Source organism: Exiguobacterium sp. s11 (genome assembly GCF_018619015.1).
Lineage (GTDB): Bacteria > Bacillota > Bacilli > Exiguobacteriales > Exiguobacteriaceae > Exiguobacterium_A > Exiguobacterium_A indicum.
On sequence record NZ_JACSNF010000001.1, the window covers coordinates 1,104,783 to 1,123,409 of the forward strand.

At 48.2% G+C, this 18,627-nt stretch carries 22 protein-coding genes; 6 read left to right on the top strand and 16 right to left on the bottom strand.

Annotated elements, in window-relative coordinates; all coding sequences use genetic code 11:
- Positions 1-8 precede the first annotated feature (8 nt).
- Positions 9-491, bottom strand: coding sequence for a hypothetical protein (locus KNQ12_RS05975; RefSeq protein ID WP_023469277.1), 483 nt, complete (start codon positions 489-491; stop codon positions 9-11).
- 136 nt (positions 492-627) lie between these two features.
- Between KNQ12_RS05975 and KNQ12_RS05980 the strand changes: the two genes are divergently transcribed.
- Positions 628-1,131 (top strand): hypothetical protein, encoded by a 504-nt coding sequence (locus tag KNQ12_RS05980; protein WP_023469278.1) that lies wholly within the window; start codon positions 628-630, stop codon positions 1,129-1,131.
- A gap of 79 nt (positions 1,132-1,210) precedes the next feature.
- On the opposite strand, the gene KNQ12_RS05985 is transcribed toward KNQ12_RS05980, so the two are convergent.
- On the bottom strand, positions 1,211-2,476 hold the full coding sequence (locus KNQ12_RS05985) for a HAMP domain-containing sensor histidine kinase (RefSeq protein WP_214746764.1): 1,266 nt from the start codon (positions 2,474-2,476) through the stop codon (positions 1,211-1,213).
- Positions 2,473-3,129: a response regulator transcription factor gene (locus KNQ12_RS05990; RefSeq protein ID WP_214746769.1), complete on the bottom strand. Its 657-nt coding sequence runs from the start codon at positions 3,127-3,129 to the stop codon at positions 2,473-2,475. Before KNQ12_RS05990 ends, KNQ12_RS05985 begins: the two co-directional genes overlap by 4 nt.
- Positions 3,130-3,259: 130 nt before the next feature.
- Between KNQ12_RS05990 and KNQ12_RS05995 the strand changes: the two genes are divergently transcribed.
- The 5 genes from KNQ12_RS05995 (at position 3,260) to KNQ12_RS06015 (ending at position 9,503) form a co-directional block, all read left to right on the top strand.
- Positions 3,260-4,411: a hypothetical protein gene (locus KNQ12_RS05995; protein ID WP_214746771.1), complete on the top strand. Its 1,152-nt coding sequence runs from the start codon at positions 3,260-3,262 to the stop codon at positions 4,409-4,411.
- 198 nt (positions 4,412-4,609) lie between these two features.
- Positions 4,610-7,432, top strand: a complete 2,823-nt coding sequence (locus KNQ12_RS06000; protein WP_214746774.1) for a sensor domain-containing protein — start codon at positions 4,610-4,612, stop codon at positions 7,430-7,432.
- An 86-nt stretch (positions 7,433-7,518) separates the two neighbouring features.
- A complete protein-coding gene (locus KNQ12_RS06005) occupies positions 7,519-8,400 on the top strand; it encodes a YitT family protein (protein ID WP_035396207.1) in 882 nt (293 codons plus the stop codon).
- 23 nt (positions 8,401-8,423) lie between these two features.
- The gene (locus KNQ12_RS06010; protein ID WP_214746777.1) at positions 8,424-9,320 is read left to right on the top strand and encodes an alpha/beta hydrolase; all 897 of its coding nucleotides are present in this window, start codon (positions 8,424-8,426) and stop codon (positions 9,318-9,320) included.
- A 15-nt stretch (positions 9,321-9,335) separates the two neighbouring features.
- Positions 9,336-9,503, top strand: coding sequence for a hypothetical protein (locus tag KNQ12_RS06015; protein WP_156357207.1), 168 nt, complete (start codon positions 9,336-9,338; stop codon positions 9,501-9,503).
- 55 nt (positions 9,504-9,558) lie between these two features.
- Here KNQ12_RS06015 and KNQ12_RS06020 read toward each other — a convergent pair whose 3' ends face one another.
- The 13 genes from KNQ12_RS06020 to KNQ12_RS06080 form a co-directional block, all read right to left on the bottom strand.
- A complete protein-coding gene (locus tag KNQ12_RS06020) occupies positions 9,559-10,383 on the bottom strand; it encodes a squalene/phytoene synthase family protein (protein WP_214746780.1) in 825 nt (274 codons plus the stop codon).
- A 196-nt stretch (positions 10,384-10,579) separates the two neighbouring features.
- Entirely contained in the window at positions 10,580-10,804 is a 225-nt protein-coding gene (gene csrA, locus KNQ12_RS06025; RefSeq protein WP_214746783.1) for a carbon storage regulator CsrA, read from the bottom strand.
- Complete coding sequence (gene fliW / locus KNQ12_RS06030) at positions 10,804-11,244, bottom strand: flagellar assembly protein FliW (RefSeq protein WP_041255192.1); 441 nt, start codon at positions 11,242-11,244, stop codon at positions 10,804-10,806. The genes csrA and fliW overlap by 1 nt, the downstream gene beginning before the upstream one ends.
- 4 nt (positions 11,245-11,248) lie before the next feature.
- Positions 11,249-11,827 carry a DUF6470 family protein gene (locus KNQ12_RS06035; protein ID WP_214746786.1) on the bottom strand — a complete coding sequence of 193 codons (579 nt, stop codon included), beginning with the start codon at positions 11,825-11,827 and terminating at the stop codon, positions 11,249-11,251.
- Positions 11,828-11,840: 13 nt separating this feature from the next.
- A complete protein-coding gene (flgL, locus tag KNQ12_RS06040; protein ID WP_214746788.1) occupies positions 11,841-12,818 on the bottom strand; it encodes a flagellar hook-associated protein FlgL in 978 nt (325 codons plus the stop codon).
- Positions 12,819-12,836: 18 nt separating this feature from the next.
- Positions 12,837-14,390: a flagellar hook-associated protein FlgK gene (flgK, locus tag KNQ12_RS06045; protein WP_214746791.1), complete on the bottom strand. Its 1,554-nt coding sequence runs from the start codon at positions 14,388-14,390 to the stop codon at positions 12,837-12,839.
- 12 nt (positions 14,391-14,402) lie between these two features.
- The gene (locus KNQ12_RS06050; protein WP_023469292.1) at positions 14,403-14,810 is read right to left on the bottom strand and encodes a flagellar protein FlgN; all 408 of its coding nucleotides are present in this window, start codon (positions 14,808-14,810) and stop codon (positions 14,403-14,405) included.
- Between the two features lie 121 nt (positions 14,811-14,931).
- Positions 14,932-15,180: a flagellar biosynthesis anti-sigma factor FlgM gene (flgM, locus tag KNQ12_RS06055; RefSeq protein WP_023469293.1), complete on the bottom strand. Its 249-nt coding sequence runs from the start codon at positions 15,178-15,180 to the stop codon at positions 14,932-14,934.
- A gap of 36 nt (positions 15,181-15,216) precedes the next feature.
- Positions 15,217-15,525, bottom strand: coding sequence for a hypothetical protein (locus tag KNQ12_RS06060; protein WP_214746794.1), 309 nt, complete (start codon positions 15,523-15,525; stop codon positions 15,217-15,219).
- Positions 15,526-15,639: 114 nt separating this feature from the next.
- Entirely contained in the window at positions 15,640-16,188 is a 549-nt protein-coding gene (locus tag KNQ12_RS06065; RefSeq protein WP_251055711.1) for a ComF family protein, read from the bottom strand.
- 86 nt (positions 16,189-16,274) lie between these two features.
- Complete coding sequence (locus tag KNQ12_RS06070; RefSeq protein ID WP_214746797.1) at positions 16,275-16,868, bottom strand: helicase-related protein; 594 nt, start codon at positions 16,866-16,868, stop codon at positions 16,275-16,277.
- A gap of 95 nt (positions 16,869-16,963) precedes the next feature.
- A complete protein-coding gene (locus KNQ12_RS06075; RefSeq protein ID WP_214775409.1) occupies positions 16,964-17,518 on the bottom strand; it encodes a DEAD/DEAH box helicase family protein in 555 nt (184 codons plus the stop codon).
- A gap of 150 nt (positions 17,519-17,668) precedes the next feature.
- Positions 17,669-18,511 (bottom strand): DegV family protein, encoded by an 843-nt coding sequence (locus tag KNQ12_RS06080; RefSeq protein WP_023469297.1) that lies wholly within the window; start codon positions 18,509-18,511, stop codon positions 17,669-17,671.
- Positions 18,512-18,627: the final 116 nt, after the last annotated feature.

Here is an 18,627-nt window from a genome sequence, read left to right on the forward strand (position 1 = left end):
GCTAGTGCTCATTGCAGTTTGAATGTCTTCATCATCTGCGGGACGTCCTTGACGATCAAGTTCTCGATTGCTTTCTTGCCGACAGCGCCTTTGACGGCTTCCGTCGGTAAGACGTAGTAGTACGTTTTACTCCCTTTCGTCCCGAGATATGTACCATATCCGATTTCACGGTCGAACTGTTTTTTCGAGAGCTTCTTCGGCTCATAGTTCAAGTTGACGAGCAGTTGGTCCGCTCCTTTAACTTTATAGTACAACGCGAACGTGCCGCTCCGCGTGATGACACCGTATTTCGACTTGACTGTCTTGTTCTTGACGAACTCGACTTTATCTTGTTGGATCGCCTTTTTCAAAACATCTGTCGTCTTGACTGTATAGCCGAATGTCTTGTTTTCGACGACTCCTTTGCTATACGTCACGTTACTTGCGGCAAATCCCGTCACCGGAGTCAGACATGCTCCGAGTAAGACCCCTGTCATTGCGATTCGTTTCATGCTGACTCCCCCTAAAATGATTGATAGTAATGGATTCCCTTTTGTGAAATAGGTAAACTCTATTCTCGAAAAAGATTTGACGGAATTGTCTAAATTTCTTACGATAGGGATAACGAAACGAAATGGGGTTAAAGCGATGACTGAACAAGAACAATTAACGCAAGAACAGCTCGATAACTTGCTCAAGAATGCGTTTGCAATGCAGGTTCCGATCCTCGAGAAGTTCATGAAGGATACACACGATCGCTATGCACTCGCAACGACGTCGTTCAAGCGTGACATGGAAGCGATGAAAGAGACGGAATGGCATCAGTTCTTCGCGAGTAAACTGTTACCACACTTCTTCCTCGAACACCTCGGATTCGGTGCCTCGTTCCGCTTCAACGGACACGATAAGGAAGTCGATCTTCCGGAAAACGTCGTACCGGTCCGTAATGATGCCGATGAGCAAATCGATAAAGTCGTCCTTGGGGTCAAAAAGGCGATGCAAGACGAGCATATCAAGAACCACGATCTCGTCGCGAACTTCTATAAAGAAACACTCGAACTCGCTTGCCAGATGGGCAGTCGTGTCGGGATGAGCGATGAGTTCTATACGCTCGTCAAACCAAGTCTCGTTCATGCGAACGAAGGCGAATAATCGTTGAAATTCAAGAGAGGTCAGTTCCGGAAAGCTTTCCGAGAACTGACCTCTCTTTTTGTGTAACGAATTGGTCCAATCAAAACCGAACGTAGAAGACCGCTCCCCCACCACTTTGGTCGCGAACACCATAATCGAACTGATGACTATCAAGAATCATCCGACTAATCGCAAGACCAAGTCCATGTCCGGCACTGCCTTCTTGTTTGACGTAGACATCCCAAATCGTTGCCCGGTCTTCTGCCTGGACACCTGTCCCTTCATCCTCGACCGTCAATTCGTCGTTGGTTAAGCGGACGGTGACTGTTCCGCCGGCTGGTGAAGCAAAACGGGCGTTCATCAGGAAGTTGATCAAGACACGTTCGAACATGCGTGGATCAAGGGACTGCCTAACCGGTTGCAGCTCTGTCGCCAGCGTCAGTCCTGCCTGCGTGAACGTTCCACGCAGGCGTTCGACTGTCGCAAGCACGAGTTCATCGAGTGCCACATCCGTCTTTTCAAGCGGCATCCGTCCACCAGCAAGCTTCGAATAAAGCAACGTCTCATCAATCAGATGACCGAGTCGATCCGTCTCCTCGATGATGCTCGTCGTCACGTCGGGCAGTTCGGTGACGGGAATGACACCTGCCGCAAGTGCCTCCGTCTCGTTTCGAATGATCGCGAGCGGCGTCCGCAAGTCGTGGGTGATGCCAGCAATGAACGTCTTCTGTAGATGATCCTTTTGTTTCAGTTGTGTCTGCATCTCGTCGACAGCGTCAATCAACTCTCCGACTTCATCCTTCGGTCGCGCCGGTAAGACGACATCTGTCTCGCCGGCACCAATCTTTTGAGCAACAGACCGAAGCGTCACGATCGGTCGCGTCAGGTGCCGTCCCATGTAATAAGCAAGCAGTGATGCGAGCAGCAACGTCACGAGTAACGCGAGTCCAATCGCGATATAGACACCGTCGAGGGCGCTACTTGCAAGCGGTGCTTGTCGAACCGTCGTGATGCGCGTTCCGTCAACGGTCAGCTGATACGTCAGCAACCGTTCGTCTTGTACTTCGATGACGTCTTCTTTCTTTAAATCGTCGAGAAGTGGTAACCGTCCGGCTGGTCCGCGCGCCCCGATCCGTTGCGTCAACCCGTCGGTCGTCAAAAACCCTTGAATATCACGCGGAATCGGCGTGTCGGCTTCAAGCGCTTGTTTGATGATGTTCGCTTCCCGGGCGAGTTGATCGTACCGTTCACCCTCTGCGAACCGATTGACGAGAAACGCCGTCAAGACGAAACTAAGGACGCCCATCACGAGCAAGGGACCAACGACAGCGTATAAGAACTTACGCATCAAAGGACGTCGCTTCATTCAATCGCCTCCAATCGATAGCCGACCCGATGCACCGTCTTCAGTTGTTGTTTAATGACCGGCAACTTATCCCGTAATTGTTTGACGTGTGTATCAACGGTCCGGGTATCGCCACCGAACGCATAGCCCCAGACGTCGTCGAGAATCTGATCCCGACTGAGTGCCTCCCCAAGGTGTTCAATGAAATAGAGCAGCAGCTCGAACTCCATCTTCGCGAGATTGACCGCCTGCTCACCTGTTTTGACTTGGCGTCCTTTTTCATCGATCGTCAAGTCACCGAACGCATGGCGAGCAACCGGACGGACTTTTAATGCCCGTTCAAGCCGAATCGTTAACTCCTTCAGGACGACTGGTTTGACGAGATAATCATCGGCACCGAGTTCGAGTCCGAAAACGCGATCATCCGCCTCGCCGCGCGACGTCATCATGAAGACGACCGGCGGCTGAACCTGTGATTTGATACTTGGTACGAGTGACCAACCGTCACCGTCTGGTAAGCGGACGTCGATCAAGACGGCATCAAACGCTGTCGTCAGGCACTGTTTCGCCTCCGCTAATGAACCGGCAATCGTCACCTCATACGCATGGTGACGCAGGAAACGTGCCGTCACTTGTGCTAATTTTTGTTCATCTTCAATCAATAGTACGTTCATCATCATCCCTCCACTCTTAGTGTAGCGCCTTTTTGCCCGCATTTGCCTTTCTTCGCAGTTTCTTTGCAACTTCCTCACAACTTCTCTTTCGTGACCCTCTACCATAAAAGGTGAAAGGAGTGATCATCCCATGACATTCAAAAAACAATGGATCACTGCATTGACAATTAGCGCATTAACAGTCGGAGGCGCGTCAGCATATGCTGCGACGAACGACGACTCGAGCACGACAAAACAAGCGAAGCACGGGCACCACTTCGAAGGTATGAAAAAGCACGACATGACGTTACTCTTGAAAAAATTGAACCTGGCACAAGCTGAGGCAGACGCTGCCCGCGAGAAAGGACAATCGATCGCCGATCTCGCGAAAGCAAACGGGATCTCGTTCGCTAATTACAAAAAGGCGGAACTCGCAGCAGCGAAAGAACAGTTGGCAAGTCTCGTCAAATCAGGCGACTTAACGCAAACACAAGCAGACGACATGCTGAAGCGTCAAACGGAACGGTTTAGTGGCGTCAAGAGCTACGATGAACTCAAAGACAAAATGCCGATGGGTCGCCACGGTGGACCAGGTTTCTTCAATGAATCATTAATTGCCGACGTCCTGAAGGCACTTGGACTGAGCCAGTCGAAATTCGACGCAGCGAATCAATCGCTTGCTGCTTATGCGAAGGCACAGTCGATTAAGTTCGCCGACTATAAAAAAGCATTGCTTGCGGCGCAAACGAGCGAACTCAATCAACTCGTCAAAGACGGGAAGATGACGAAAAAACAAGCAACGGAAATCAAGTCTCGTCTGACTGAGGAATATAAGGACGCGAAGAGCTACGACGATCTTCCGGAGCGCGGCGAACACGGCAAGCGTGGTGACTATGGACCAGGTGGTGTCTTCGGCGACTCGACGTCAGCGATTCTAAAAGCACTTGGACTCGATGAAGCGAAGTTCAAGGAAGCGAATCAACCCTTACCTGAATTCGCGGAAGCAAACAAGATTGCTTACGCCGATTTCGAGAAAGCCGTCCTGACAGCACAAACTGCTGCGATTGATCAACAAGTCAAAGATGACAAGCTGACAGAAAAGCAAGCGAAACAGATCAAGGAACACATCCAGTCCCGCGCAGATGATGTCTCAAGCTACGCTGACCTCAAAAAAGGTCCAGCACGCGATGGTCATGGTCCAGGACACGGGCATGGTCCGGTTGGTGACATGCCAGGCGCACCGGATCAAGGAGCAGATGCGGATCCGAACGCCAGTGACACTTCGGTCGATTTAGCGATTTAACATATAAAACGAAGCTCATACCGTTGAGCTTCGTTTTTTGTCGTACTTGACCTCTTAATTTTGAAATAAAATTGCATCGATTTCTAACTTCCCATTCGTTTTTTGAAATAATAGTCTATTGTTTAAGGAATCATTGCAACGATTCTCCCCTTCATCCGATAGTAAGACTGAAGCGTTACTACGTATGGAGGTGAAGAGATGGCGTTTTTTGAGGCCATGAAAACAATCCGACGATCAGATACGGCACCGATTCATATCGGTGGGCTTGAAGTATCTCGTCTTGAACAATCAGAAGCCTTTTTCCATCATCAAACCGATGCGATTTTTGTCTTTGATGCGGCTGGTACGATCATCTATTTCAATGAACATCTTCCAGAAATCCTAGGATACTCGGAACATACCTTATACGAGCACTTTTCCGTGTTTAATCCTCCGGATCAAATGGAGGCGGTCTCGCAATTTTTCCAGCGTGCGTTACAAGGGGAAACGGTTCATTATACAGCAAGAGGGTTGCACGCAGACCAACATCTCGTCACCTTAAAGATCACGAACATGCCGATTGAACAGGAAGGACATGTCATCGGTGTCTATGGCGTCGCACGTGATGTGACACGCGAAAAACAACTCGAAGAAGACGTCTCGGAAATTCGCTCCCAACTGGAGCTGACTGAGCAAGTGCCTGAGTTAGTCTTATTCTATTATGACTTACGGTCGCATCAAATCGAGCCTTCACCGTCACTTCTCAAGTTTCTCGGGCTAAAGGAAGAACAGTCATCAATCGAGCAACAACGGTTACTCGAACGGATTCATCCTTGGGATTTTGACCCACTCCGCTTTGAGATCGAGCGCATGGCAGCAGGAAAGCAGGACCAGTTCGAACAAGAACTGTCCTTGCTGACGTCAGACGGTTCGTATCAATTGTTGCGCTTGAAGGCAGTACGTCGCGCAGGGCATGCGCATCAGGCTTCAATCGTCTTGTATGACTTATCGGAAATCGATGCGGCCCGTCAACAATTGAAGATGGAACGCGCACAAGCCCGTGACATTTATGAGGCTGTGAACGCGGCGATCTCACAAATTGATTTGACGACCGGACGGATTTTATTTCATTCGCAAGGTTTTTTACACATCTACGAGGAGTTACCAAAAAATTTGATTTTAAATGATACGTGGTTATTGTCGCGAATCGATCCCCGAGATCACGATGCGATGCGAAAGTTCATGCAACGCTTGTTACAAGGGCATGCCGGAACATTTCAGTACCGTCTCCGTTTTCCCGATGGACGGATCAAATGGGTCGAGGATCAACAAATTCCAATCTTTCACTCTGACGGATCGATTGCGTATTCCAACAGCATCTTGCATGATATCACGTTACAAAAAGCGTATGAAGAACAGTTACGGCAACTCGCTCTCCGGGACGTCGTGACCGGTCTTCCGAATCGCCAAGCACTGATTGAGACGATTGAATCGTGGCAAGCACGCACTGTTCCTTTTTTCGTTCTCTCGGTTTCTTTCAACCGTATTACAGAGATCAATAACGCGTTCGGTCACGGTTCCGGCGATCAGTGGCTCCAAGCGACAGCTGCCCGCTTAAACGATGTCAAACCGGACGAGGTCTTCCTCGGTCATCTCGGTGGGGATGAATATGCACTGCTCGTCTCGACCGACTATGAACAAGATGTCACGCCGTGTGCGGAAAGACTGCTTGCGATCTCGACACAACCGATTTCAATTGAACCCTACGCCTTGTTCGCCCGGGTTTCGATCGGCATCAGTCGCTATCCTCAAGACAGCACGGACGCCGTTGAGTTATTAAAGCATTCTTACACAGCACTCCGCCGCTCACGACGCGACGATCACAGTGCGTTTCATCATTATGCTTCGAATCTCGATATTGACTATTACCGGCGCTATCGTTTGGAGCAAGACTTGCATTATGCCATTGAACGTGATCAGTTGTTCCTCGAGTACCAACCAAAGGTCGATAGCTGGACGGGGAAGATCGTCGGAATGGAAGCCTTGATTCGCTGGCAACATCCAGAATGGGGACGAATCCCGCCGAACGACTTCATTCCGCTTTCAGAAGAAAGTGCACTGCATATCGACATCGGGGACTGGGTGCTCGAAGCAGCCTGCCGGCAGATGAACGAGTGGTCCAAGACCGGTGCCTCTCTCGTCCCGATCTCAATCAATGTCTCACCAAAGCGGCTATTGATTCCAGGATTCGAGCATCAAATCGAACAGACCTTAACACGATATGCGCTCGATCCGGCCCTGCTTGAACTAGAGATCACAGAAGCGGCCCTCATCATGGATGATCCGATGACGAGTCGCACGCTTGAATCGGTCAGTGCCTTGGGTGTCCGGATCGCCTTAGATGATTTCGGTAAAGGTTACTCTTCGATGGTCTATTTGCAACGTTATCCGATTGACGTCATCAAGATTGACCGACAATTCGCGACGCACATTTACGATGATGCGAAAGCGCAAGCGATTGTCAAAAGTATCTTGTACATGGCGAACGAATTTAACCTACATGTCGTAGCAGAAGGCATCGAGACGATTCAGCAGCTCGATACGTTTCGGATGCTCGAATGTCCATGCATCCAAGGATATCTCTTCAGTCGACCGGTTCCGAGTGATGTGATGGAAGGCTTTTTAATTCGCGAAATCCTCTATCCGATCGAGGCTTGTGCCTTATCGAGTGATACGGTTCCACGGTTTTCCGTTCCCGGAAAGATTCGGATGTTGACGCATCATACTGAGTCCTTCACGCTCGCTTTTTCTGACTTAGAGGCGCACCAGACCAGTACGAAGGCTTTGTATTTCTCGACTGAGACACCCCTTCCTTCACATGCCGCAACGTGTGAAATTCGATTAAACGAAGGTCTGCAACTCGTCACCTGTACTGTCACGATCATCGGTCAGCAAGACGGACAATATATGGGGGAATATACGAACGAAACGGAAGCCGAACAGATCATGCGCTTCTTCCAATCGTTACGTTACACTCCTTGACTCACTCACGAAGACGTTCACAGACGTCTTCGTGCTTTTTTGTTATAGTAATCTTAAAGTAATTTACTCTAGATGGGAGGAATGACATGCAGTCCCCACTACCGATAAAACATCATCGTCGTTCGACGAAAGGTCAACTCTTTCGACGTCTCCTCATGCTAACGATCGGTGCCATCATCTTTGCAATCGGTCTGAAAGGATTCTTAGTTCCGAATAACATCATCGATGGCGGAATCGTCGGAATCTCGATCATCGGCTCGAAAGTCACGGACACGACCCTCGCCTTTTGGTTATTCTTCCTGAATATCCCGTTTATCTTCTTCGGCTATAAACAGATCGGGAAGACGTTCGCCCTATCGACGTTATACGCGATCTTCATCATGGCAATCGCAACGAAACTCCTCGAACACATCGGTCCGTTGACAAGCGTCGACTTACTTGCGACCGTCTTCGGTGGATTGATTCTCGGAATCGGTGTTGGCATCGTCATCCGATCGAGTGGATCACTCGATGGAACGGAGATTCTCGCTGTCTCGTTTAGCCGATCGACACCGTTTTCAGTCGGAGAGATCGTCATGTTCTTCAACGTCTTCATTTTAGGAGCCGCTGGTTTTGTCTTTGGATGGGACCGAGCAATGTATTCCTTGATTACATATTTCGTCGCCTTCAAGACGATCGACGTCGTCATCGATGGACTCGATCAATCGAAAAGCGTCTGGATCATTTCCGAGAACTATGAAGAGATTGGTCTTGCGATCATGGATCGTCTCGGACGAAGCATGACATACTTAAATGGAGAAGGTGCCTTTACGGGTGATGGGAAAAAAGTGATTTTTTGTGTCATCAGTCGCTTGGAAGAATCAAAGTTGAAAGACATCGTTCGTGACTTTGATGAACAAGCCTTTATTGCGATCGGCAACATCCATGATGTCCATGGCGGTCGCTTCAAGAAAAAAGATATCCATTAACCGAACGAAAGGAAGGAACGCGGGTGTGGAAAAAACATCGTAAAAAAATCATTGCTACCATCATCATCATCGTCACCTTAGTCATCGTCATCATCGTTGGTATTTCCGGTTATGTCGGCTCATCCTTGACACAACCGGAGCGCGAAGCATTGACGACAAATCCGAAGAAGGCAGAAAATCTAGACTATGAGGACGTGACATTCCGATCCTATAAAGATCGGACCCGCTTATCCGGCTGGTGGATGCCGAGTGAGGATGCAAAGTTAACAATCGTCTTTGCGCATGGATACGGGAAGAACCGAGAACAAGAAGATGTTCCAGTTTTACCGCTCTTTAAGAAATTTCATGATGCCGGCTATAATGTGTTGACGTTTGATTTCCGAGGTTCCGGTGAATCGGACGGCAAACGCGTCACGGTCGGAGCCAAGGAACAAGACGACTTGTTGACGGCTGTGCGGTACGCGAAGTCACGTTCGGCGAAGCCGGTCGTGCTCTATGGTATCTCGATGGGCGCGGCGACTTCGCTCGTCACCGCTCCGAATGCCGATGTCGTCGGCGTCATCGCCGATAGTCCATTCAGTGATTTAGAAAACTATCTCGCCACGAATCTTCCGGTTTGGAGCGGGCTGCCGAATTTCCCGTTCACACCGATCATTCTAGAAATCACACCTCCGTTGACAGGACTCAATCCCGAACGCGTCAAACCGGTCGAATCCGTCCGACGGATTGATTACCCGATCCTGTTGATCCACGGGAAAGATGACGATGCGATTCCAGTGACGGAAAGTATGAAGATCCAAAAGGCAGCGCCACGATCGGAACTTTACGTCACAGAGAACGGCGGTCATGTCCAGTCGTATGCCCACGACCGAAAAGCTTATGAAGAGAAGGTGCTCGCGTATTTAGCTGACTTGCACTGATGGGAGGAAATCGGAATGCAGCAACTCTCCGTGTTCTTGACGTTTTTCATCGCACTGACGGTCATGGGGATCGGTTTACTCGTTTCGCGTCGCGCCGGGTATCGGTTCCCTTACGGACGAGCGGTTCTTCTCATTTGGATCGGTTCCGCACTGATTGGATTGACGATGTATATCTTACGATGACAGACAAAAACAGCCGCCCGCTTCCTCTATGGAAACGGGCGGCTTTCGTTCGTGCTTATCGTTTTAGTACAGCAGCTCCGACGATCTTCAAGACTTCCGGACGACTGAGTTTCTCCTTCCCTCTTGCAAGGGCATCGAGCGTTCCATGCGCGAGTGCAAGTGGAATGTGACAGAATTCATAAATCGTCGTCTCCTTCGGAATGGATGCAAGGTAGGCATCGGCTTCTGCAAGATTCTCACGCGCATAAGCAAACATCGTATCCGTCGTCCAACCAGGTGGGAAGTAACCGACACCACGCTCCGCATCCTCCTGTTGGTTACGCAGAATGTTGACGGCTTGTAAACCACGACCAAATCCAATCGCTCGTTGCTTATCCGTGACAATGCCTGCTTTCCAGTACCAAATGTCTGACAGCATCACACCGACAAGTCCAGCGACATAATACGTGTACTCATCGAGATCCGCTTCTGTTTTGACTGTCCAGTCGCGCTCTGCCCAGACCGCCATTCCTTCTGCCATCTCCGCCGTCGAATCGAGGACCTTCGGACGAATTGCGGCCGGACAATAGGCGATCCACTCCGGTAGACGGAGTGTCACTTCCGGCAGATGCGCCGTGTAAGGCGCGATCAACTCGAGATAGGCCGTAGCGGAGAACGTGCCACGCATCATCAATGCCGTCTCACGTAGTAACGTCGTCTTGATGTCCGTCGCTAGTTCTTCATGGTCTTCGATCTCATCGATGGCACGCATGCATAGATAAGCAGCACCGACCGCTTCCTGTAAGTCTTGCGATAGTCGACTAATCGGGATGTAGAAGGTGCGACTCGTCGCTTTTAGTACACGGTTCGCGTCTTTTTTCAGCTGCTTCGTCTCATTCATTCCTGACAACTCCCTCTTTGATTCAAAAGGTTTCTTTTCTTCTCCATTTACTATACACGATTCAACGCGTTTGAGCATTTATTTCATGATAAGAAAGACTCCCTGCACTCGTATGATACGTGCAGGGAGTCGATTTGTATTCTTTTTTCCAGAGAATGCCTGAATCACGAGAGGATGCACTGGCATTCACTTGACCTTACTTTTCTTGTTGTTTCAAGAGTTGTCCGATCAACCCTGTACTCTGTGATGCTTCCGTATTCTCTTCTTGGATGGCTAAATAGACTTCCTTCCGATGGATGTCGACTTGTCGCGGAGCACGGATTCCGAGCTTAACTTGATCTCCTTCAATCGCAAGAATCGTCAGTTCGATATCGTCTCCGATTTGAATCGCTTCGCCGTTCTTTCGTTTTAATACGAGCATCAGCGTCCACCTACTTCTGTCAGACTTCCAATCTTTTGACGATTCGGATATGTATCTTCTAAGATGATTTGTTTCGCGAGCCGCTGTTTCGTTTCCATCACGAATGGTGCCCGTAAGTTCGTCGTCGATTCCTGGAAAGGCTCACGTAACGTCACCGTCGTGTATACAGCGACTTGCGCTGTTTCTTCGATACTCAACTGTTCTTTTGCAGAATCCGTTAACTCAAAGACATAATCTGGATCGATCCAAAACGGATTCGTGACGATGAATGCGCATTCCGGCTGATCAATGGATTGGAAGGACCAAAACGGTACCCCTTCTCCGAACGGCAACAAGACAAATTGTTTGGCATCCGGAAACCCCGGTAATTCAGAAGCGAAGGTAATGATCTCACTTGGCTCGATCGTAATCACCCCAAAAAAATCTGTTTCGATTTGCATAATATTATCCTTTCTCGTCGTATATGCCACCCACTGGCCACATATCTAGCTGATTTCGTTCCCGAAGGAAAATGTCGGTTTTCCCTTCCGTGACCTCTAATTCCGGACGATGCGTCGTGACATCGATGACCGGCTTACGAGCAGTGTAACGAACATTCACTTCAGCCGGTGTGAAATTAATTTTGACCCGGTCCAAACTCCGAGGAATGAAGCCCATCGTCGTCACTTCTGCTGGAGGCGTATCGTTCATCTTCGCAATCCGCGCGATGACCTTGCCTTTTTGCTCGATCCGCATCAATTGATCTCCTTCACTCGCGACGCGTCCCGTTCCTTCACGTACCATTTGTTGACCAAGATCCGCATACCGTCTGACGGATTCGAATGCAGGAATTCGTCCCATCTCGATCCAAGCTTGCGACGAATCGATTTCGAGACGAGCCGCTACAGTTTCAATCGTTAGCTCCCCTTGCGGTTGTTCAATCGAAAGATCAGCCGGACGTTGCGTTTGCCGCATCTCAAGTGGTGTCGTCTGCATACCGATTTTAGCAGAGGTCTGTCGCATCTCTAAGTGAGGAAGATTCATCCCGGTTCACCCCTTATCGAAGAAAATCAAGTAACGATGGTTGGATGATGCGTGCTCCGGCACTGAGTGCAGCACGGTGCAACGTTTCGTGTGACTTCAGTTCCATGATGACCTGTTCGGTTTCGATGTCTTCGTTATCAGACATGACGGTTTTTGCGATAATTTCTTGATCTTCTAAGCGCGACGCATTTAGTTCTAGTCGATTCACGCGTGCCCCTAAATCCGAACGTACTTCGACCGTTTTGTTCAACATCGCTGTTAAGTCTTTCAACATGCCGGATAATTCAGTTCCGTTATTTGTGCTACTACCAGGACTTCCATCTGCTTTTGTACCACCAAGTGCATTAAATAACTTCTTTAGCGTCGTGAACGTATCTTTTCCAAACACACCACTGTCACCACCATCTGTAGGTGTGACGTTGACTTGTACCTTGATCCCTGAAGACACTTCATACTCGATCTTTCCGTCACTTGTTCCGAGGGTTTCTGTGAAAATCTTATCAACGTCTGCGGTATTTACAGTGTCTTTTAAAAATGCTTTCAGTTCTTCCATATTGATGAACGGTTGATCCGTTTGTGTACCGTTAAAGATTTGCTTTTCGTTATATTTCGTATTCGCCAGTGTCCCGATGTGTTCAATCAACTGTCCAACTTCGCTTTGGATGGCTTTCCGCTGTGTGCCATCATACGTATCGTTTGCTGCTTGTGTCGTCAATTCGTTGATTCGGCGCATCGCAGACGTCACTTCGTCTAAAGCAGAATCAGTTAAATCCATCCAGCCTGTCGCTTCATCGACATTTTTCTTGAACTGATCGACTTCCCGGACTTCTGTCCGGTACCGGATCCCCTGCATCGCAACGACTGGATCTTGTGACGGTTTTTGAATTTTTTTACCGCTAATTAGTTGCTCCTGTAACGTACTTAATTTTTGATAGCTCGAAGACAAATGACCAATATTCGTCTTCGTCAGCATCGTTTGTGTGACTCGCATGTCCTCATTCCTTCCTTATCAGCGACCGACTAATCCCATACCGTTAATGATTTTATCGAGCATTTCATCGACTGTCGTGATGTTTCGTGCCGCTGCATTGTATGCATGCTGATACTGAATCATCATCGTCATCTCTTCGTCGAGTGAAACCGCTGAGACTGACATCCGGCGTTGATCGGCATTATCCATTAAGACGCTAGCATTTTTTCCGAGGTCAATCGTTTGGCTTGTCGCTACCCCCATGTCACCGATGATCGATTGATAGAACGAACCGATCGGAGCACTTAAATCACTTAATGATGTTGTTTTGATATTGGCTAAGATCAATGCCCCAGAACCATCCCCGATATTTCCGTCTCGTGAACTCATAATGTTCGAAAGATCTTTCCAAATCGTATCTCCAACTGAAATCGTTCCGGCCTTGACCGTTCCACCATCTGAAGCAACAAAAAATTCATTTGTCCCATACGTATTGCTGACAGTTCCAGAAGCATCCTTGGATTTAATGAAGTTTTTTGAATGAGCCTCATTAAATTCCTTCGCAAAAGCAGCAGCCATCTTATCCAGATTATCGAGCATCTTAGGATATTCACCTGTCAGTGTCGTTTCACCATCTCTTTGGTAACCGTGCATTTGTAATAAGGCCCAGAGTTTACCGTTTGAAAAACCTTTTGTCGGTGTGAATAAAACGGGAGTCGTATCCGTTTTGTATCCAGTAATCGCTTTTGTCGTAGGATCCGTCGTGAATTCGATCGAACGTGCTTTTGTATCCGTCTTCATATTGACGACCTCAGAGGTGACCCCGCCAGGCATGATCAGCTTGACGTTTACACGACCTTCCGCAATCTTCGCCGCATTCCCCATGTTGCCTGAGACGATGTCCGATGCATCGATTGATTCCTTTTCGAAATCTACATATGTCGATAATTCATCGAAGTATCGATCACGTTCATCGTATAAGTCGTTTGGCAAGACGCCAATCGGTTCAATTTCGTGAATTTGTGTATTGACGTTATAGATTTTCTGAAGGAGATCATTTACTTTTTTCGTCGAGACGTCTAGTTCATTCTTTAAGTCCCCTTGTACCTTCGTCAAAGAAGTCGCTAAGTAGTTGAATGTCTTTGACACGGTATCCGCTTGCTGCCGAACGACGCTTCGCGCTCCCGAGTCTTGCGGGTTCTTTGACAATCCTTGTAACGATGCCCAAAAACTATCGAGTGTTTTCGCGAGCCCCGTTTCAGACGGTTCGTTGATGATATCTTCCATTCGCCCGAATGCTGCTGCTTTCGTTGAATAGTACGCATACTTCGTCGATTCATCGCGATATTGTTTATCGACCATTACGTCACGTAATCGCTCTACCAGTTCTCCACGGACACCGGTTCCGAATTGAACGTTTTTTCCGCCGCCTAGGGAGACCGAAAGTTGTTCCGTTGTCGCTTGGACGAGACGCTGTCTTGAAAATCCTGCTGTTCCGGCATTTGATACGTTATTTCCTGTCGCTTGTAACGCCCATTGACTCGTCGTCAGCGCACGACGTCCCGTTTCAAGCCCCATGAATGTTGAACCCATTCGACTTCCTCCTTATGCATTTCGATTGAAGTGTGTCCGGTCAAACGTCGATTGACCATATGTAAAGTCATCCGCTTCCGGTACGAGCAATTGCAAATGCCATTCGATGTAATGTAACGATTGTTCTAATAACTCTGCGTTCAGCGCGTTCGCTTTTCGCAGTTGCCCCATCGTCGATAAGAGAGCACGAAGCGTTTCGACATCTTCAGGGTGCGACGCGATCCACTCCGTCATCGTCACGGTTCCCATGGATTCGATGCGCTCTTGCTCTAATGTCGCGATGCGTTTTAGCAAAACGGGTTCTTCCTTGACGATTTTCGAAAGGCGACTCATGTCGTTTTGAATCAATGCCTCTTTTTTCGAAAAGGCGAGCGCTAATAATGCTTCATGCGCCTCCGTCAACTGTCGGATGATTTCCATATCGTGTTTGCTCCTTTTATCATGAGTCCGACTACTTTACTACCTTGCTATCGTTTCATATAAAAAGCGACCCGCGCATCCGTGCCCCGAGTCGCTTCTAATGTCAGTTTCATTCACCTTATTACAAGTTCAAGAAACGTTCCGCGATTTTGTTCGCATCCGGTTTATAGGTTCCATCCTGAATGGCTTGTTTAAGGGAGGCAATTTTATCTGCCCGCGATGAAGTCGTTCCTTCGAAGCGCACGCGTGCTTCTTTTGAAATCGTCACTTCGTCTGTTCGATTCATTCGTTTTGTTTCGGTTCCTTCTACGGGTTGATTTCTTTCATACGTCTTGGGCATGTTCACCCATTTAGTCGAATCAATTCGCATGTGAACACCTGCTTTCTAGATTACGAGATTCTTGATTTAAGTTCGATACGTTCTCGGTTTCGAAGGGTCCACAGAATCTTGCATCGCTTGGGCGAGGTCACGTCGCAATTTATCACGACAGTCAGCACAAATCGTCCCTTCATGAGAGGGTTTTCCGCAACTCTCACACGTGATTTCCATTTGAGAAATCTCAGACATCAACAAGCGCCCTTCCTTGATATAACGAAAGACGGTTTCGCGTTTGACTCCTGTTTGCATCTCGACATCATTCGGTGAAGTTCGGACTTTTCGCCGCTCTCGCAAGAATTCGCGTACCTTTTCGAAATTCAGATGATCTTGACGCATACACGTCGGACAAAGATCAGAAGATTGTTTTACAAAAATTTTCCCGCAAGATTTGCAGTTTACTACATCCATTTCCTTCACCTCATTCAGAGTATCGGCAGGAATGATGAAATATTAAATACTCCGAAATAAAGTTACTGCAGAAATTTCACTTGCGCCCGCTTCCTTGAGACGCACCATCGCTTGCCGGAGTGTTATTCCTGTTGTGTAGACATCGTCGACCAGCAAGATATTTTTCCCTGCAACTTCTTTCGTGACATGAAATGGATTCGATCGTTTAAGACGTTCTTCTCTTGATTTCCTACTCTGCGGTGTCCCTTCGTCGCGCTTTAATGCTAAGGTGACCTTCCCATTCATTCGTCTAGCGATCTCTTCTGCTTGATTGAATTTTCGTTCAGACAAGCGGTCACGGCTAAGCGGAATCGGAACGATCCATCCTCTTCTCATTTTTACCTTCTTCAACTCGTCGGTAAACATCCGAATTAGGACAGTATCTCCAAAAAATTTATAACGATGCATGAATGTCTTTGCTTCCTCATTGTAAAGATACATCGTACGGGTATGAAGTGGTAAGCCGAGATTTTGCCATCGTCGACAGTCCTGACAGAGCTCGATACCTGGTTTGCCACAGTCCACACATCCACCACTTTTTACAAATTTCATTTTACAGGGATTACAAATGTTTTGGCTAGTCCACATATTACTCAGTTCCCAGTTAGGTATAAAGTCATGCTGACAGCATAAACACTTCATGAAGTCGTCCATCGATTCGCTTTTTGAATCTGATGGATGGCATAAAATGGGGCATCCGACCGATCATTGGCGAAAAATGAAATATCCCCGTCCGGGTAAGCCGCATCTCGTCCGACACGACCACTGATTTGAATCAAGGCTTTCGTACTAAACCCTTGATCAGCATCCAGGACGGCCACTTGTACGTTAGAGATCGTCACGCCACGCTCTAAAATCGTCGTCGTGAGCAAAATACCGTTCGTCGTACGAAATGCTTGGATTTTCTCAATGCGGTCCGGATCTTCCGCATGGACGGTCGTCACATCAATACCGACTTCTTTCAATCGTGTTTGCCATGCTTCGAGCGCTGCGATTCGGGGGACGAACACGAGACGCGGTTGCTGTTCATACTGATGCAACCACTCAACGATCGACTGCATCGTAAACGGTGACTTCAATCGTGGAACCGGTAAGGGATGTCCATGATAACGCCGCATTAATCGTACTGTCGGATAGCGACGATGCCACATCGATGGCGTCGCACTTAATAAAATCAACGCTGCTTTTTGCGTCATCGCCCGTTTGACGTATCGATGTAGCGTCCAGTTCATATGAAACGGAAAGGCATCGACTTCATCTAATAAGACGACATCAAAACAAGACCGGTAATGAATCAGTTGATGTGTCGTGCTGACCGTGATTTCACCTAAGAGAAGACGATCCGCTGATCCACATATAAAGATACGACGTGAGCAGTCGGAAATGCCTGTTTGATATGATGCGTCAATTCACGGACGACATCCGCACGTGGCGCCGTCACAAGAACACGCTTTCCGTTCGCCAATGCTCTTTCGATACCGGGGAAGAACATCGGTGTCTTTCCTGCTCCACAAACCGCGTGAACTAGCAACCTTCCACCACGGAGAATCGTCTGTTCAATTGTCCGCGCGACAGTCGTTTGAGCAGGTGTCAAACGAACCGGTCGATGCTGAGCGGGGCGTACGGGATCGAGCGGACGGGTATCCGTAATGAGCTGATCACATGTGCGCAACTTCCCATAAGCGATGCATCGTCGACAATAATAGCAACGTTTTCCGCACGTGCAAGGGCCTTTGACCGGAAAGGCTCCACACCGCTGACACGTAAACGTCACGGCTGGAATGAGTTGATGCGTCGACAATCGGGTTTCCATCTGTTTTGCTGAAATCCATCTCCCGCGTATATCCATTGCTTCACTTCCTTCGTTTCCCATTTGCTTCATCTTGACGGACGAATGGGAAAATCGACAACGTATGCTGTATAAGAGATGTATGGATGGAATACGCAGTTTCTCAAAAAATAGTTTTGCTACCTCATATATCTGGACAAGAAAAAACACATTGACGATAGACTCCATCAATGTGTTTTCATCTTATTTTTTGTACCATGTGATACCGATCGCACCCGGTCCGAGGTGTGTACCGATGACAGGACCAAATACACTCATCTCGATTTGCGCATTTGGAAACTTCGTCTGTAAGGACGCAATCTCCTGTTCTGCTTTCGTAGAATCTTCTGCATGAATGACGCCGATCGTATACCCGGTTCCGTCTCCCTCGATATCTTCGTGCATCATCTCTTCGATTCGGTTGACGGCTCGCTTGAACGTTCGAATTTTTTCGAACGGAACGATTTTTCCGTCAACGAAATGAAGAACGGGTTTAATCTTTAAGAACGAACCGACGAATGCTTGCGCGACACTGAGACGACCTCCGCGTTGGAGGTGTTCGAGATCATCCACGACAAAATACGCACGAATGCGTTCTTTTAGTTCCTCTAAATGATGGACGATCGTTTCCGCCGTGGCTCCTGCATCTCGCAAACGAACCGCTTCTTGGACGAGAAACGCTTGCGGCATACAGGAAATACGTGAGTCGATAGGATGGACGTTCACATGATCAATCATCATATTGATCGTGTGCAACGCTTGATATGTCCCACTGATCCCGCTTGAAAGGGTGATGCCAATGATATCCGTTCCTTCTGGCAGTTGTTCAAACGTCGCAACGAGATCTCCAATATTCGGCTGTGAAGTCGTCGGAAGGCTACCCGTCCGAATCCGTTCATAAAAATCAGCAACCGAGATATCAAATCCTTCTCGATAAGCCTCCCCTTCAAAGATGACGCTAAGCGGTGCGACGTGCACTTGATGTTCTTCACAATACGTTGTTGGCAGATAGGCAGTGCTATCCGTTACGATCACAATCTGACTCATCCGTGATTTCCTCGCTTTTATAGTTCCGTCGTGACGTATACTTTCATACGTCACAATCGTTTATAAGTGTAGCACTTCTGAGTGGATAAAAAAAGGAAGATGGGAGTCCTGCTCCC

Coding starts and splice junctions, on each gene's coding strand:
- KNQ12_RS05980 (WP_023469278.1), top strand. CDS start 628: ATGACTGAACAAGAACAATTAACGCAAGAACAGCTCGATAACTTGCTC.
- KNQ12_RS05995 (WP_214746771.1), top strand. CDS start 3,260: ATGACATTCAAAAAACAATGGATCACTGCATTGACAATTAGCGCATTA.
- KNQ12_RS06070 (WP_214746797.1), bottom strand. CDS start 16,868: ATGAACTGGACGCTACATCGATACGTCAAACGGGCGATGACGCAAAAA.
- KNQ12_RS05990 (WP_214746769.1), bottom strand. CDS start 3,129: ATGAACGTACTATTGATTGAAGATGAACAAAAATTAGCACAAGTGACG.
- KNQ12_RS06060 (WP_214746794.1), bottom strand. CDS start 15,525: ATGCGTCAAGATCATCTGAATTTCGAAAAGGTACGCGAATTCTTGCGA.
- KNQ12_RS06065 (WP_251055711.1), bottom strand. CDS start 16,188: ATGAAATTTGTAAAAAGTGGTGGATGTGTGGACTGTGGCAAACCAGGT.
- KNQ12_RS06075 (WP_214775409.1), bottom strand. CDS start 17,518: ATGAAGCAAATGGGAAACGAAGGAAGTGAAGCAATGGATATACGCGGG.
- fliW (WP_041255192.1), bottom strand. CDS start 11,244: ATGCAAATCGAAACAGATTTTTTTGGGGTGATTACGATCGAGCCAAGT.
- KNQ12_RS06015 (WP_156357207.1), top strand. CDS start 9,336: ATGCAGCAACTCTCCGTGTTCTTGACGTTTTTCATCGCACTGACGGTC.
- KNQ12_RS06050 (WP_023469292.1), bottom strand. CDS start 14,810: ATGGAAATCATCCGACAGTTGACGGAGGCGCATGAAGCATTATTAGCG.
- KNQ12_RS06020 (WP_214746780.1), bottom strand. CDS start 10,383: ATGAATGAGACGAAGCAGCTGAAAAAAGACGCGAACCGTGTACTAAAA.
- KNQ12_RS06000 (WP_214746774.1), top strand. CDS start 4,610: ATGGCGTTTTTTGAGGCCATGAAAACAATCCGACGATCAGATACGGCA.
- KNQ12_RS06080 (WP_023469297.1), bottom strand. CDS start 18,511: ATGAGTCAGATTGTGATCGTAACGGATAGCACTGCCTATCTGCCAACA.
- KNQ12_RS06005 (WP_035396207.1), top strand. CDS start 7,519: ATGCAGTCCCCACTACCGATAAAACATCATCGTCGTTCGACGAAAGGT.
- flgM (WP_023469293.1), bottom strand. CDS start 15,180: ATGCGAATTGATTCGACTAAATGGGTGAACATGCCCAAGACGTATGAA.
- KNQ12_RS05975 (WP_023469277.1), bottom strand. CDS start 491: ATGAAACGAATCGCAATGACAGGGGTCTTACTCGGAGCATGTCTGACT.
- KNQ12_RS05985 (WP_214746764.1), bottom strand. CDS start 2,476: ATGAAGCGACGTCCTTTGATGCGTAAGTTCTTATACGCTGTCGTTGGT.
- flgK (WP_214746791.1), bottom strand. CDS start 14,390: ATGGGTTCAACATTCATGGGGCTTGAAACGGGACGTCGTGCGCTGACG.
- flgL (WP_214746788.1), bottom strand. CDS start 12,818: ATGCGAGTCACACAAACGATGCTGACGAAGACGAATATTGGTCATTTG.
- KNQ12_RS06035 (WP_214746786.1), bottom strand. CDS start 11,827: ATGAATCTTCCTCACTTAGAGATGCGACAGACCTCTGCTAAAATCGGT.
- csrA (WP_214746783.1), bottom strand. CDS start 10,804: ATGCTCGTATTAAAACGAAAGAACGGCGAAGCGATTCAAATCGGAGAC.